At 39.5% G+C, this 13,666-nt stretch carries 13 protein-coding genes and 1 riboswitch; of the genes, 1 reads left to right on the top strand and 12 read right to left on the bottom strand.

Features of this window, described 5'->3' with window-relative positions:
- Positions 1 to 4: 4 nt before the first annotated feature.
- The 12 genes from kamA to ACH6EI_RS04300 all read right to left on the bottom strand — a co-directional run bounded on the left by kamA (position 5) and on the right by ACH6EI_RS04300 (position 12,696).
- Complete coding sequence (gene kamA, locus ACH6EI_RS04355) at positions 5 to 1,417, bottom strand: lysine 2,3-aminomutase (RefSeq protein WP_028415115.1); 1,413 nt, start codon at positions 1,415 to 1,417, stop codon at positions 5 to 7.
- Positions 1,418 to 1,484: 67 nt separating this feature from the next.
- Positions 1,485 to 2,333, bottom strand: a complete 849-nt coding sequence (gene ablB / locus ACH6EI_RS04350; RefSeq protein ID WP_028415116.1) for a putative beta-lysine N-acetyltransferase — start codon at positions 2,331 to 2,333, stop codon at positions 1,485 to 1,487.
- Positions 2,334 to 2,359: 26 nt separating this feature from the next.
- Positions 2,360 to 3,625 (bottom strand): peptidase, encoded by a 1,266-nt coding sequence (locus ACH6EI_RS04345; RefSeq protein ID WP_028415117.1) that lies wholly within the window; start codon positions 3,623 to 3,625, stop codon positions 2,360 to 2,362.
- Between the two features lie 13 nt (positions 3,626 to 3,638).
- On the bottom strand, positions 3,639 to 4,301 hold the full coding sequence (locus ACH6EI_RS04340; RefSeq protein WP_028415118.1) for a 3-oxoacid CoA-transferase subunit B: 663 nt from the start codon (positions 4,299 to 4,301) through the stop codon (positions 3,639 to 3,641).
- Positions 4,286 to 4,987 (bottom strand): CoA transferase subunit A, encoded by a 702-nt coding sequence (locus tag ACH6EI_RS04335; RefSeq protein ID WP_028415119.1) that lies wholly within the window; start codon positions 4,985 to 4,987, stop codon positions 4,286 to 4,288. The genes ACH6EI_RS04340 and ACH6EI_RS04335 overlap by 16 nt, the downstream gene beginning before the upstream one ends.
- On the bottom strand, positions 4,988 to 6,337 hold the full coding sequence (locus ACH6EI_RS04330) for an aspartate aminotransferase family protein (RefSeq protein ID WP_098999605.1): 1,350 nt from the start codon (positions 6,335 to 6,337) through the stop codon (positions 4,988 to 4,990). It abuts the gene before it with no gap.
- 108 nt (positions 6,338 to 6,445) lie between these two features.
- A complete protein-coding gene (locus tag ACH6EI_RS04325) occupies positions 6,446 to 7,681 on the bottom strand; it encodes a dicarboxylate/amino acid:cation symporter (protein ID WP_057242995.1) in 1,236 nt (411 codons plus the stop codon).
- 180 nt (positions 7,682 to 7,861) lie between these two features.
- Positions 7,862 to 8,016: riboswitch (cyclic di-AMP (ydaO/yuaA leader) on the bottom strand.
- Between the two features lie 602 nt (positions 8,017 to 8,618).
- On the bottom strand, positions 8,619 to 10,088 hold the full coding sequence (locus ACH6EI_RS04320) for an NAD(P)/FAD-dependent oxidoreductase (RefSeq protein WP_028415122.1): 1,470 nt from the start codon (positions 10,086 to 10,088) through the stop codon (positions 8,619 to 8,621).
- 216 nt (positions 10,089 to 10,304) lie between these two features.
- Entirely contained in the window at positions 10,305 to 11,705 is a 1,401-nt protein-coding gene (locus ACH6EI_RS04315; RefSeq protein WP_028415123.1) for an ATP-binding protein, read from the bottom strand.
- Between the two features lie 153 nt (positions 11,706 to 11,858).
- On the bottom strand, positions 11,859 to 12,032 hold the full coding sequence (locus ACH6EI_RS04310) for a YjcZ family sporulation protein (protein ID WP_080518349.1): 174 nt from the start codon (positions 12,030 to 12,032) through the stop codon (positions 11,859 to 11,861).
- A gap of 87 nt (positions 12,033 to 12,119) precedes the next feature.
- Positions 12,120 to 12,545, bottom strand: coding sequence for a hypothetical protein (locus tag ACH6EI_RS04305; RefSeq protein ID WP_176551729.1), 426 nt, complete (start codon positions 12,543 to 12,545; stop codon positions 12,120 to 12,122).
- Entirely contained in the window at positions 12,535 to 12,696 is a 162-nt protein-coding gene (locus ACH6EI_RS04300; protein ID WP_165573653.1) for a hypothetical protein, read from the bottom strand. The genes ACH6EI_RS04305 and ACH6EI_RS04300 overlap by 11 nt, the downstream gene beginning before the upstream one ends.
- 214 nt (positions 12,697 to 12,910) lie before the next feature.
- On the opposite strand from ACH6EI_RS04300, the gene ACH6EI_RS04295 reads away from it, so the two are divergent.
- Positions 12,911 to 13,666 carry a DUF4397 domain-containing protein gene (locus ACH6EI_RS04295; protein ID WP_014458542.1) on the top strand — a complete coding sequence of 252 codons (756 nt, stop codon included), beginning with the start codon at positions 12,911 to 12,913 and terminating at the stop codon, positions 13,664 to 13,666.

Genomic DNA, 13,666 nt, shown 5'->3' with positions numbered 1-13,666 from the left:
CTCCTTAAGATGATGGAGCATCGTCGCTTTTACCGTCTTTTTTCAATTGAGCTTTAAACTTTTTATCTTTTAATTCATCTCTTTTTTCACGTTTGTCTTTTAGGCTTTCGTGAGCACTGTCACTTTCATATGTTTTACGTCTTTTTACTCTCCCTAACCCTTCCGGTACAAGGTTGAATTGAGCATCATTCATAAGACCCGAGATGCCGATGGAAGAATCTTTAGCATCCGATTCTGGATAAACAGCTCGAAAATAATCATCTGCACGCCCAGGCACATAGCTTTCTGGCTCCGGATACGTCGTAATCACGCCTTCAAAGTTTCGCAGAACAACTTTACTTGCGCTTTGACTAATAATATAGTTTGGTTGAACGGCAATCTTTCCTCCACCTCCTGGCGCATCAATAACAAACGTTGGAACAGCATAGCCAGACGTATGACCTCGCAGCCCTTCCATAATTTCAAGCCCTTTGGAAACAGGTGCGCGGAAATGCCCAATTCCTTCTGATAAATCACATTGATAAATATAGTAAGGACGAACGCGTATTTTTACTAAATCGTGCATAAGCTTTTTCATGATAGCTACGCTGTCATTAATCCCAGCTAAAATAACCGCTTGATTGCCAACTGGAACGCCTGCATCGACAAGCATTTCACATGCTTTTTTTGTCTCTTCCGTAATTTCAATGGATGTATTAAAGTGAGTATTTAACCACACTGGATGATATTTTCTTAAAATGGCACATAAATTTTCCGTTATTCGCTGGGGAAACACAACGGGTGCTCTGGTGCCAATTCGAATAATTTCCACGTGGGGAATAGCTCTTAAATTTTTCAAAATATATTCTAAAATGTTGTCATTAATCAGCAAGCCATCACCGCCTGAAATGAGTACATCTCGCACTTCAGGTGTTTTGGCGATATAAGCAATCGCAGCATCTAACTGTTTTTTTGGAACGCCCATTCCAATTTGTCCTGAAAACCTTCTTCGAGTGCAGTATCTGCAGTACATGGAGCATTGATTGGTAACTAAGAACAAAACGCGATCCGGATAGCGATGAGTCAATCCTGGCACTGGAGAATCTTCGTCTTCATCTAGCGGATCTTCTAGATCGTATTTTGTTTTATGAAGTTCTTGGCCAACCGGAACAGACTGCATACGGACGGGGCAGCGAGGATCATCTGGATTCATTAAAGATGCATAGTAAGGCGTAATATTAAGCGGAATGGTTTTGGTTGAAATGCGCACTCCTTCTTCTTCTTCAGGAGTTAAATTAATGACTTTTTTTAAATCATCTAGCGTTCGAATTGTGTTTGTTAATTGCCAAATCCAATCGTTCCACTTTTCCTCGGGCACATCTTTCCATAATTCGATATCTTTCCAATGTCGGGACGGCTTATATAAATCATATAACATACAATCGCTCCTTTATGAAGATTTACTATTGTTATATGTTACAGCCCATAAATTGGTTAATTATTTCTCATCCTTTACTTTTTGATAGATCCTTCACCCATACGTTCATATCTTCTAACGATTTATAAATGTAACAATTATTCGTTAACCGTCCCGTATAGGTATACCCAAGCTGATGAAAAGCGGCATTCATCCCAAATGAAAGCGCTCTCGCTATTGTGTATGCACAAAAAATATGCCTCTGTTTTAGCTCCGCCTCTAGTGCGCTTAATAAATGCTTCATGAATCCATACTTTCGGTAAGCAGGGAGAGTCGCACAATCCGTTAGTTCAGCATTGTGATAGACATAGTCAATTTCAGCAGAAGCAGCGCTAACGATATCGTTCTTGTCAACGATGATATAAAACAAATTATCTTCTTGAAGCAAACTAAAGAGATACTCTTCTTCATAGAGGGGAGTCGGATACACTGTGAAGATTTGACGGTAGAGCTGAGAAAGTTGTTTGGCGTCAGATGAAATGGCTCGGCGCATGATCAGTTGATTCGATAAAGGAGAATAATCAGATGTCGGCAAATTCAAAACATCTTGAAGCAGCTCTGTTTCTTTTAACGTCTCCCCGCTGTCTCGGCGGGATTGAGACGTATAGTAGCATAAAAGATACGCGTCGCTTCCGTTAAAATAGTAGGGAACAGTTGCTTCTAAAGAAAATCCCAAGCTCATCCAGTCCAACAGATGTTCGGCACGTGCTTTTATAATCCACTTTTCGTACGTTGCCTTATCCATTTCTTTATATATATAGCTGTAAATATCGTTCACATTTCCCCGGTAATCATCCATTCTCAGACGCTTGTTACATTCATCTAAAAAAAGAGTCATAGCAAAGGTTGGTTGACAAATAGTTTCTTGTTTCGCCATTTGTTTGTATCCTCTCCCTTTTTAGCTTAGTCCGCAATACTGCACCAGTCTGCTACGGTGAGCGCAATAATTTCTGCTGCATCAAGCATCGTTTGAATACAAATATACTCATTTGGAAAGTGGGCTACTTCTGTTACTCCTGGTCCAAACACAACTGTTGGAATATCTCCAACTTGTGACAATATCCCTCCGTCCGTTCCCCAAGGAGATGCTTCAATGATCGGCTGTTTCTGTTTCACATGATAAAAAGAGGACGAAAGAGAGGTCATAAGCGGATGCTCTAATTCAATTTCACCAGGAAGCCAGTGGGCCCCAAACCATTCCAAGTCGACAGGATGCTCAGCAAACCACTCATCACACTGAGGCAAAAGTTCAAGCCACGATTTCATTTCCGCTCTGACATTTTTCATTTTTTCATGCGGAGCAACTCCTATCCTGCCTTCTAATACTACTTGATCAGCAACTGAAGAAGGCCACGTTCCTCCTTGTATATTTCCGATATTAATGGGCACGGGAATGGGAATTTTATTATAGAGCGGGTCTGTAATTCGGCTGTTTCTCTCTTTTTCAAGACCCTCAATATGTTTAAGCACAACAGCTGCTTTTTCAATGGCACTCACGCCTTCATACCGAGTCCCTCCATGTGCTGCTACTCCATGTACGGTCACGCGAAACCACATCGAGCCTTGTTGTTTAGGAAAGATCTTCATGTTGGTTGGTTCTGGAATAATGGCACCATCTGCTTTATACCCTCTAAGCACGCAGGAAAGTGTTCCTGCCCCTCCGCTTTCCTCTTCTACTACGCTTTGAAAAATAACATCTCCTTTTAATGAAATACCTAGCTCTTTTAATGCTTGAATCGCTAAAAGTAACGACACATTTCCTCCTTTCATATCCGTTGCACCGCGCCCATATAAGTTTCCATCTTTTACAACGGCCGTATAAGGGTCTTCCTTCCACTGTGAAAGATCGCCGGGAGGCACAACATCAATATGTCCGTTTAAAATGATGGATTTTCCCCCACCTTTTCCTTTTAACACGCCTACCACATTCGGGCTATCTCGGAAACTAGAACGGTTGGAGGCAAAAGCTTCATGGGTACGAAGTGTTTTTTCGTCTGGTTCCCATATATCAATATCTAACTGCAGCTGTCGAAGGCGTTCAATGACAATTGCCTGCGCATGCTTTTCAGAACCCTGTACGCTTGCTTCTTCTACGAAACGCTTGAGTAAACGCACTGCACTTTGACGATGCTCTGTCATCCAGTTATGAATAGATTGCTGTATGTTCATGTAATGGTCCTCCTTATCGTATCGTAATCAATTGATCACTCAGGCGAACTGTCGCTTCTGTTGAACTCAAAATATCCTCTACGGTATAAGGAGACATTAACTCGGTTAGAAGAAGCGCATCTTTTTCTACTTTAAAAACCGCCCGATCCGTAATAACTAATCCCACGCAGCCCGAAGCAGTAAGAGGTAAAGAGCATGTCTTGACCAGTTTTGGTTCTCCTGTCTTGCTCGTATGATTCATTAGCACAATGACTTTTTTCGCTTTTTGAGCTAATTCCATCGCTCCTCCCATCCCAGGAACTCGCTTACCTGGCACAATCCAATTAGCTAAATCCCCTTTTTCACTCACTTCTAACGCACCAAGAATGGTCATATCGACGTATCCTTTTCGAATCATCGCGAAGGCTGTAGCACTATCACAGTATGAAGCCCCTTGAACAGTAGTTGTTGGATAGCCTGCTGCATTGCAGACATTCTCATCTTCTTCACCTAAAGGAGGCGAAGATCCTAACCCTAAAATTCCGTTTTCAGCATGAAACATCACATGAACAGCGCTTGGTACATAATTAGGAATAAGAGAAGGAATGCCAATCCCTAAGTTAACAATCATGCCGTTTTTGATTTCAGCCGCAGCACGTCTTGCAATACGATGACGAATATCTATTCCCAAACCCATTTCCAATTCACTCCTTTTGAAGGCACAATATAATCCACAAATACGCCTGACGTCATCACATTCTCTGGGTCAATGTCGCCAAGAGGAACGATTTCCTCCACTTCAGCAATAGTTATACGACCTGCCATAGCCATTAATGGATTAGTGTTTCGAGCGCTTTTATCATAGAGCAAGTTGCCGAATGGATCTGCTTTTTTTGCATATACAAAAGCCACGTCGGCTGTGAGCGGTTTTTCAACTAAAAATGTCTTGCCGTCTACTTCCACTTTTTCTTTTCCAAATTGAATAATGTCATTTTCTATTCCTACATCAATCAGTACTCCTCCAAGTCCAACTCCCCCCGCTCGAATCCGTTCAGCAAGCGTTCCTTGAGGAGAAAACTCAACTTTCAGCTTTTCTTCTGTCATCAGCGTTCCAGCCACGGGATTCGATCCAATGTGAGAAGCGATCAGTTTTTGAATTCTTCCTTGACTTACTAATTTTCCCGCACCAATATGAGGAAAGCCTGAATCATTACATATCAGTGTGAAATTTGATTTTTCGCTTTCAATAAGGCCGTCAATGAGAGAAGGCGGACTGCCTACGCCTCCAAACCCTCCTATCATCAGCGTAGCAGCATGATCCACGTATTCAATTGCTTGTTCCACAGTTGTAATCTTTTGAAATGAGTTTTCGACCTTTGTCACTTATTTCACCTCATTTCCCTGTTTTTCATTTTGTACTTCATACAATGTTTTCGAAAGCAACACGACCGCTTCATCAAGTTGGCGATGAGTAATCGTAAATGGCGGCGCAATAATAATACCGTCTCCTTCTACTCCATCTGTTCCTGCTTGTGAAGGATAAAGGAGAAGACCATTTTTATGGGCTTTACTTATTACGCGCGCCGTCATATTTTCGGAGGATGAAAAAGGCTCCTTCGTTTTTGGATTTTGTACAAGCTCAAGACCAACTAGTAAGCCTTTGCCACGAATATCACCAATGATAGGGTAAAGAAGTTGAAGCTCCTTCAATTTTTTTACTAAATAGGCTCCTTTCAGCGCTACTTGTTGAACAAGATCGTTCTTTTCAATATAGGCTAAGACAGCTAGCCCTACAGCCGCTGACAGCGGATTAGCGCTTAGCGTATGGCCGCTCATAATTAATTTGGATCCGTTCATGATAGGTTCAATCGTTTTGCTGCTAGCTAACGTAACGGCTATCGGTGTATATCCTGCTCCCACTCCTTTTCCAAGCGTCATGATGTCTGGTTTAGCTCCCCAGTGCTCATATGCAAACATCACGCCTGTACGCCCAACTCCAGTCATGACTTCATCGGCTATCCATAACACATCATATTTATCACAAATTTCTCTTATCACTTCATAATAACCGGGTGGAGGTGTAAGAGCTGCTCCGGCAGCTCCTACAATGGGCTCTGTAATAAAAGCAGCAATATGTTCAGGGCCGGTTCGTTTGATAACTGTTTCCAATTCGTGTGCACAAGCAAGATTACAGGATGGATAGGTTTGATGAAACGGACATCGATAGCAATAAGGAGGTGAAACCGAAGGATAATCTTCAAGCAAAGACGAGAAACGTTTTCGTCTTCCAACGTGCCCTGACATAGACAGCGCTCCTATTGTAATACCGTGATAGCTCATCCAGCGTGACAAAACCTTTGTTTTGGTTGGCTTTCCTTGCTCTTGAAAATGCTGAATGGCTGTTTTCATAGCCGTTTCAGTCGCTTCTGTCCCGCTGTTAACAAAAAAGCTCCACTGGAAATGATTGCTGCTTAATTCACATAGTTTCTTAGCTAAGGCTTCCGTCGGATCGCTTGTAAACTGCGACCGATATACAAACGCAACTTTCTGTGCCTGATCCGTCATCGCATCAATAATTTCTTTTACGCCGTGTCCGATACTTGCTGTAACTGCCCCTGACGAAGCATCTATGTACTTTTTTCCATCTTGGTCGTACAAATAAATTCCTTTTCCATATGAAATAACTGGGTAGTCGTCGTCGAGCAGCGGCTTTATCACATGGGTCTTATTCATTTCCGCACTCTCCTTTCAAACACATACTCTTATTAAACTGTATGCTGAAAAGAAGAGTTTCTTGCCAATAAAAAAAGCCCTAGCATATAGCTAGAGCTTTTACATTTATTAAGCCGATTGCGTTACAGATTTATCGATACGCTTTGCTTCTGACTCAGCCACAATAACGGCACACGCAGCGTCTCCCGTAATATTTACAGATGTACGAAGCATATCAAGCAAGCGATCAATCCCGATAATCAATCCGATACCTGCTACAGGCAGGCCAACCGAACTCAATACCATCGCTAGCATAATGAGACCAACTCCCGGCACGCCTGCTGTACCAATACTAGCAAGCACCGCTGTTAATACAACCGTCACAAGAGCACCCAGCGACAGGTCAACGCCGTATACTTGCGCAATAAAAATAGTCGCGACACCTTGCATAATTGCTGTTCCATCCATGTTAATGGTAGCACCTAACGGCTGAACAAAACTGCTGATGGACTCCGGGACACGAAGATTTTTTTGAGCCACATTCATTGAAATCGGAAGCGTTGCACTACTGCTTGATGTACTGAATCCAACTGTCATCGCAGGAGCAAAACCTTTAAAAAATTCAATAGGGTTACGTCTGGCCATAAGAGCGACTGACCCCCCATATGTTACAATCGAATGGATGAACAGTGCGAGCACGACTACAATCATGTAAAGCCCCATCGCTTTAATTGCCTGCCAGCCTTGACTTCCAACCGCTGTTGCAAGAAGCCCAAATGTTCCGTAAGGAGCAAACTTCATCACTAGATTTACAAGGTACATCATCAATTCATTGCCTTGCTCGAGTAAATTATAAAGCCCTTTGGTTTTACTTCCAAGCATCGTAATACCAAAACCGATAAAGATAGAGAAAACGATAAGTTGAAGCATATTCCCTTCAGCCATCGCTTGGATTGGATTGACTGGAATCATATTTAAGAATGTCTCTCCAACCGGCGGTGCTTTTTCAGCTTCAAAAGAAGCGTTTTTTGTATCAAAAGATCCAAATGTTCCTGGTTTAATAACAAACGCTAATAATAAACCAATTACAATAGCAACGGTTGTTGTCACTAGGAAGTACGAAACTGTTTTTGCCCCGATTCTTCCCAGTTTTTTAGGATCTCCTAAACCTGCTACGCCTAACGTGATAGAGAAAAACACAATTGGTACAACAAGCATTTTAATTAAGCTTAAGAAAATTTGCCCAAGCGGCGTAAACAAGTACTTGTCCAGCGGAGCAAAAGCACTTGGAGCAAAAGCATTAATCAACACTCCTACAACAGCACCAGCAATTAGCGCGATAATGATCTTTGTCGATAGCTTCATAGATTTACCTCCCATAAATAAATTATATTAGAATGATTCTAACTACTATACTTATTTTACCATGCATTGAGGGTGATAACACTCAAAATATACAATATATTAAAAATTTTCAGATTAATAGTTTAGGAATATTTTTAGCTATACAAAAAACCATGAGAATATCATGGTTTCATAGACCTGTTATTCCCTCACTGAATGCTTACGGAGTTAGCTGTCGGATTCGGGTACGTGAGTTACCCTACTTGATTCATTCAAGATTCACCCCAAGTACATTACGCACAAATATGGGTCCTCCGTTCTCTTATAAAACAAAAGAGATTAAGCAAATAATTTTCTTTAATATTTTTGCATGATAATAATTGTTACTTTAATTAAAATTCATTTTATGTATTCCTGTCAAGTTTTTATTCAAAAATAATGCATGATTTTATCGTAAAAAGTTGAGAATTGTTATATTTCAAAATATTTACATCATATTTCAATAAACCAAAAACACCTATTTAACAAGACTTACAATCTAATGAATAAAAAATTAATTCAAAAAATAGTTTATAAAGTGAACTTTCTTCTCATTAATATCATTCATAAATATGTATAATTATTCTAATATCCATGTACTTTACTGCTTCCATAAATATTTTACTTATCAAAAAAAATAACTCTTTCCAACTGTTGATTTTATCCTTGTACTGCTTGATATACACTCCCTAAAATTTCACTGACTTTATTGATGCGAAGAAATCGACATTATCAATTCCCCTTATTCTACTTAATTCTGCTCAAGATAGAAGTATAGATTTCCTACTATCTTTTAAAAAGGAGCGGGTAATTATCATATAAAACTATCGGAGTTGGAGCGGTACAAGTTCTTTACTTTTTACTTATTCCCTCTCGTTATTTAACCCATAAAAAAAAGAGGCCGTGACGGCCTCTTTTTTTATACAGTAACAGGTTCAGAACTTGCTTTACGATTCTTTAATTTTTCAACAATGTCACGCGCTACCCACACACCACACGCACTTGCCTGCGCGAGTCCTCGCGTAATACCAGCTCCGTCTCCTCCCACGTATAAACCGGAAATTTCAGTTTCAAACTTATCGTTTAACTTCGGACGGGCGGAGTAAAATTTCGCTTCCACACCGTAAAACAGCGTATGTTCAGATGCTAACCCAGGCGTTACATGATCCAGTGCTTCTGTCATTTCAATTAAGCTTTTCATTGTATTGTATGGAAGCACTAAACCCAAATCACCAGGGACAGCTTCTTTTAACGTTGGTTCTAAAAAGCCTTCTTTAATTCGATTCGCTGTTGAACGGCGCCCCTTTAAAATATCTCCATACTTTTGAACAACTAAGCCTCCGTTTGACAGCATATTAGCTAATCTTGATACTTCGTGCGCATATTCGTTCGGCTGATCAAATGGATCCGAAAATTTATGAGAAACAAGCAGCGCAAAGTTCGTATTTTGACTTCCAAGCTTCGGATCTTTGTATGCGTGTCCATTTGCTAACATAATCCCTGAATGATTCTCTACTACCACATGCCCTGAAGGATTGCTGCAGAACGTTCTGACTCTTGTACCTACAGACGTATTGTAAATAAATTTCCCTTCGTACAAGTGCTTGTTGATTTCTTCCATAACAACGTTAGATGTTTCTACTCGAACACCGATGTCTACTTGATTGTTAATCATTTTCAAACGGCGTTTTTTTAGTAAGTCGCTCATCCACTTCGAGCCGTCTCGACCTGGTGAAACCACGACTTTATCAGCCGTAATTCTGTCACCATTCTTCAATTCAATACCGCGTACGATATGCTGACCATCTTCTTTTTCTGTTATTAAATCGGCTACTTCCGTTTTATACTGCATATCAATTTTTTCTTTTAAGTATTCATAAATGCTTTTTAAAATTTCTAAATTTTGCTCTGTTCCTAAATGACGCACTTGGGCACGCAATAGCTTTAATCCTGCTGCGTATCCGCGTTTTTCAATTTCACGAACTTTATCAGTTAACGGATCCGTAATCGTATCGGTTGCTCCGTGTTTTAAATTAATTTCATCCACGTATTTAATTAAATCTACCACCTGTGATTCAGACAGATAATCCGTCATCCAGCCTCCAAATTCACTGGTGATATTAAACTTTCCATCTGAATATGCGCCGGCTCCACCGAAACCATTTGTGATAGAACAAGCAGGCAAACAGCCAGCAAACTCTTTTCTGCCAACTGCAGGCGGACATTTTTCAATTTTTTTCTGAAGAATCGGACAATTACGTCGATAGATATCGTGTCCTTTATCGATTAATAAAATAGTTGCTTCCGGTAATTTTAACGTTAGCTCATAGCAAGTAAAAATTCCAGCGGGTCCTGCCCCTACCACAATAACATCATAATTTGAGTTCATTGTACATTCTCCCATCATCTTTTTTCTTTGGGTAAAAGATAAAAGTTATTGACCGAATTTTCTTTTTTATTATCATTCGGTTATTTTCTAGCCATTTGATAATATATCAAAAACAAACCCTTTAGTCAACAATATACACGAACATTAAAATAAAAAAAATAAAAAACATTCGTTTTTATTTCAACCAAATAAAAACCAGCGAACGAATAGCAAGCGCTACGAAATGTTCACTGGTTCTTTAATATACGGAAGAGCAATTTCTACTTTTGTTCCTACTCCTACTTTACTCGCAAATGAAATATGCCCTTGATGCTGTTCGATTATTCGGTAGCTAATCATTAATCCTAGCCCAGTTCCTGTTTGTTTGGTGGAATAAAATGGTTCACCTAGCCGAGCTAAAGATTGCTCATCAATTCCACATCCTTCATCCTCGATAATGACCATGCCGTATTCATTTCTTTTCTCAACGGTAACTTTAACTGTACCTTTGCTCATTGACTCAAGCGCATTTTGAATTAAATTAATAAAAACTTGTTTAAGCGCATTTTCTTCACAAAAGATTGTAATCTCATCACTAATCTCATTAATAATACGACAATTTTTATAATTGGCGTGTGTATCTAATAGTAATGTCACGTGACGTATGATTTGATTGAGACTTTTGGGGTGGTATGAATTTTCAATTTTAGGCTTGGCCAGCGTTAAAAATTCTTGAATAATGGATTCGACGCGATTCAATTCTTCAAGCATAATATCATTGTATTCTTCATTATACTGTTTCGATGCTTTTAGCAGCTGAATAAACCCTTTAATCGCCGTCATTGGATTACGGATTTCATGTGCTACTCCTGCCGCTAGCTTGCTCACCATTGTAAGCTTTTCAGATTTGCTTGCCATTTCATCATATTTTTTTCGATCCGTTACGTCGCGAATAATATACTGAATGGCATCCTGTCCTTCAAACTTAATTTTGGTTGCCGAAGATTCAATAATGACGACCCCTTTTTTAGTCAATAGTTTCACATCAACACGTGGCCTCACGGACATTCCATTCATCAGCTGAACCATTCGTTCTTTTACAATTTCTAAATGTTCGGGATGAATAAAGTGAAGCCAAGGACGCCCGATATACTCTTCTTTTTTCTCGCCGCCAAGAAGTTTAACACCAGCGGGATTCAAATATTGGATTCTGCCTTCTCTCGTTACAATAAATGCATCTTGACTTTGCTGGACAAACTGCTTATATTGCTTCATTTTCCGAATGACTTCCTCTTGCTTTTCAATACTTGAGGAAAACTCTTTCCACTGAACAACTAAGAGCGGAATATCTTCTTCCGTGCGCTGAATATGGATATGCATCGGAAACTGCTGATCTACTTTTTTCTTAAGTAAAACAACTTCTTCCTCTTGCTTTCTTAACGGTTCCACTTCATGCTTTTCAATAAAAAAGCGATTTGGCTCTTCAAATACATTACAGGAAAGAAGCCGTTCCTCCGTCGTTTTAAAAAGGTGGCAGCAAGCTTCATTTAAAATTTGAATATCGCCATCCATATTCATTACGAGCATTGGTGTAAATGACATTGAAAATAGCTGTTGAAATACTTTTTCCTTTTCCATATATTCACCTTCGCTTATTGAGTTACTAGCTATAGTATAATATGGTAAATGTTGATTTGGCAAAATTTTTTTATTATTTAAACAATTTATATGTAAGTTTGTCCTTTTCCATCTTTTATAAAAAGCTCGCACATGCGAGCAAATGAGACCTAATCAGCAAAAACAAGTGCAGCCAATGATGATTAATAAAATAAATAGTACAACAATTAATGCAAATGACTGGCCCGTTCCGCAATGATGATAACCGCCAATTGGATAGTGGCAAGTATCATATAGGTGGTGATAGCCTCCGTGATGGCATGGGTCGTAACAATCGTAGTTATACATAGCAATCTCTCCTCTTGTTTTTTTCATTTCGTACACTGTACTTTATATGCGTTAGTTGATTGTCCTGTATGTGCATTCGCCCATTTTTTACTTTCTCTTACGCCATATTCGCCTTTTGGGCTGCAGCGTATACGAAAACAACAAAAGTAAAATACTGCCCATCACCAGTAGCGTAGTAAAATCTTTCATAAACTCAATAATGACCCCTATATACGGGAGATGGTATGCGTAGCTTCCAATCACTTTAAAAGAAGCAGGCAAAGAATTTCTTTGAGCTGTAACCAGTACATCAGGGTCTTGATTATGGGCCAGTACAAGTTCATTCTTTGAAGAAGATGATTCGTCTCTAAAGACAACTATATCTCCGCGATGCAGGTGGTGATAATCCGTTTCTTGAACGGTCACGGTGAAACCAAATAGGCTTGGAACTGTACTAACAAATAAAAATGTAAAGCAAATTGCATAAAGAACAAGTACATATCGAAACGCAGAAAAAATACATTTATTGATCATAGGTAATCAGCTCAATTCGCTCGGTTACTTTATTTAGCGCGGGGGTAATGTGATTAAATGAAGTAGAGCGCTCTGTAAATTGAATTAAAAGTAGCAGCAGTAAAAAACTTAACATGATTAACCGTAGCATCCGAGCATAAAAATCACGCATGCTCTCACTCCTTTTTTCTATACTAAATTCGGTCGTACAATAAGCCTTCAGTCAATAATTTGATTCAGTATATGCACATAGAGGGCGTTTGGCTCATTGTTTCTTCTTGGAGGTCTCGGGAGTGATCAGTGATCGGCATAAATTATGAGTTTTAGCATATGTTTGGTTACGTATGGAAATGTTTTTATACTCCGACAATAAGGGAGCTGAACATATGGCTAATTATTCCTTTGATCAATATATTAAAAAAGCAATGAAATACGATTTTCTAGCTAACTACTATAAGTATAGTGATCCATCTAAGCATATTCATTATTATCAAAAGCATTTGTACTATATCCAGCAGGCCATCTTAACTTCTTCTGAAAATACGAATTTACGCGTAAATCCGCCGCAAATTCGTATACTTCACGCTTCTCCAGATTCTCCATCTGTAGATATTTATATTAACAACAAACGAGTGATTCGCAACTTAACTTATAAACAAGAAACAGATTATATTGAATTACAAGAACCTGGAAGATACACAATTTCTATTTATCCCGCTGGAGAAACGGGAAGACCTGTTTTAACGGAATCATTTACATTTGAAGGAAACCAAAATTACACGGTAGCGGCGGTAGATGAGCTAAACAAGCTTGATTTATTATTTATCTATGACAATACGGATGTACCAAGTGGAGAAACGAAGCTTCGGTTTGTGCACCTTTCTCCTGATGCTCCTGCTGTGGATATTGCGGCTAGAGGTGGAGACGTCATTTTTTCTGGCGTGCAGTTTAAAGAAGTCACAAAATATTTGCCTTTATCCCCCATGCATGTTCAACTTAGTGTGCGCATAGCAGGAACCAAAAATGTAGTACTCGAAATCCCAGCACTGAACCTTCGCCCGAATCGAACATATACGGTATATGCCGTCGGATTTGCTAAAAACCGTCCTGCATTAGAAGCGCTGATTTCCCAAGACCGTTAA

It is taken from the genome of Priestia sp. JSM ZJ58 (genome assembly GCF_044383985.1).
Taxonomy (GTDB): Bacteria; Bacillota; Bacilli; order Bacillales; family Bacillaceae_H; genus Priestia; species Priestia zanthoxyli.
Note: the sequence above shows the minus strand (reverse complement) of the source record. Positions and strands in the feature narration are given on the sequence as shown.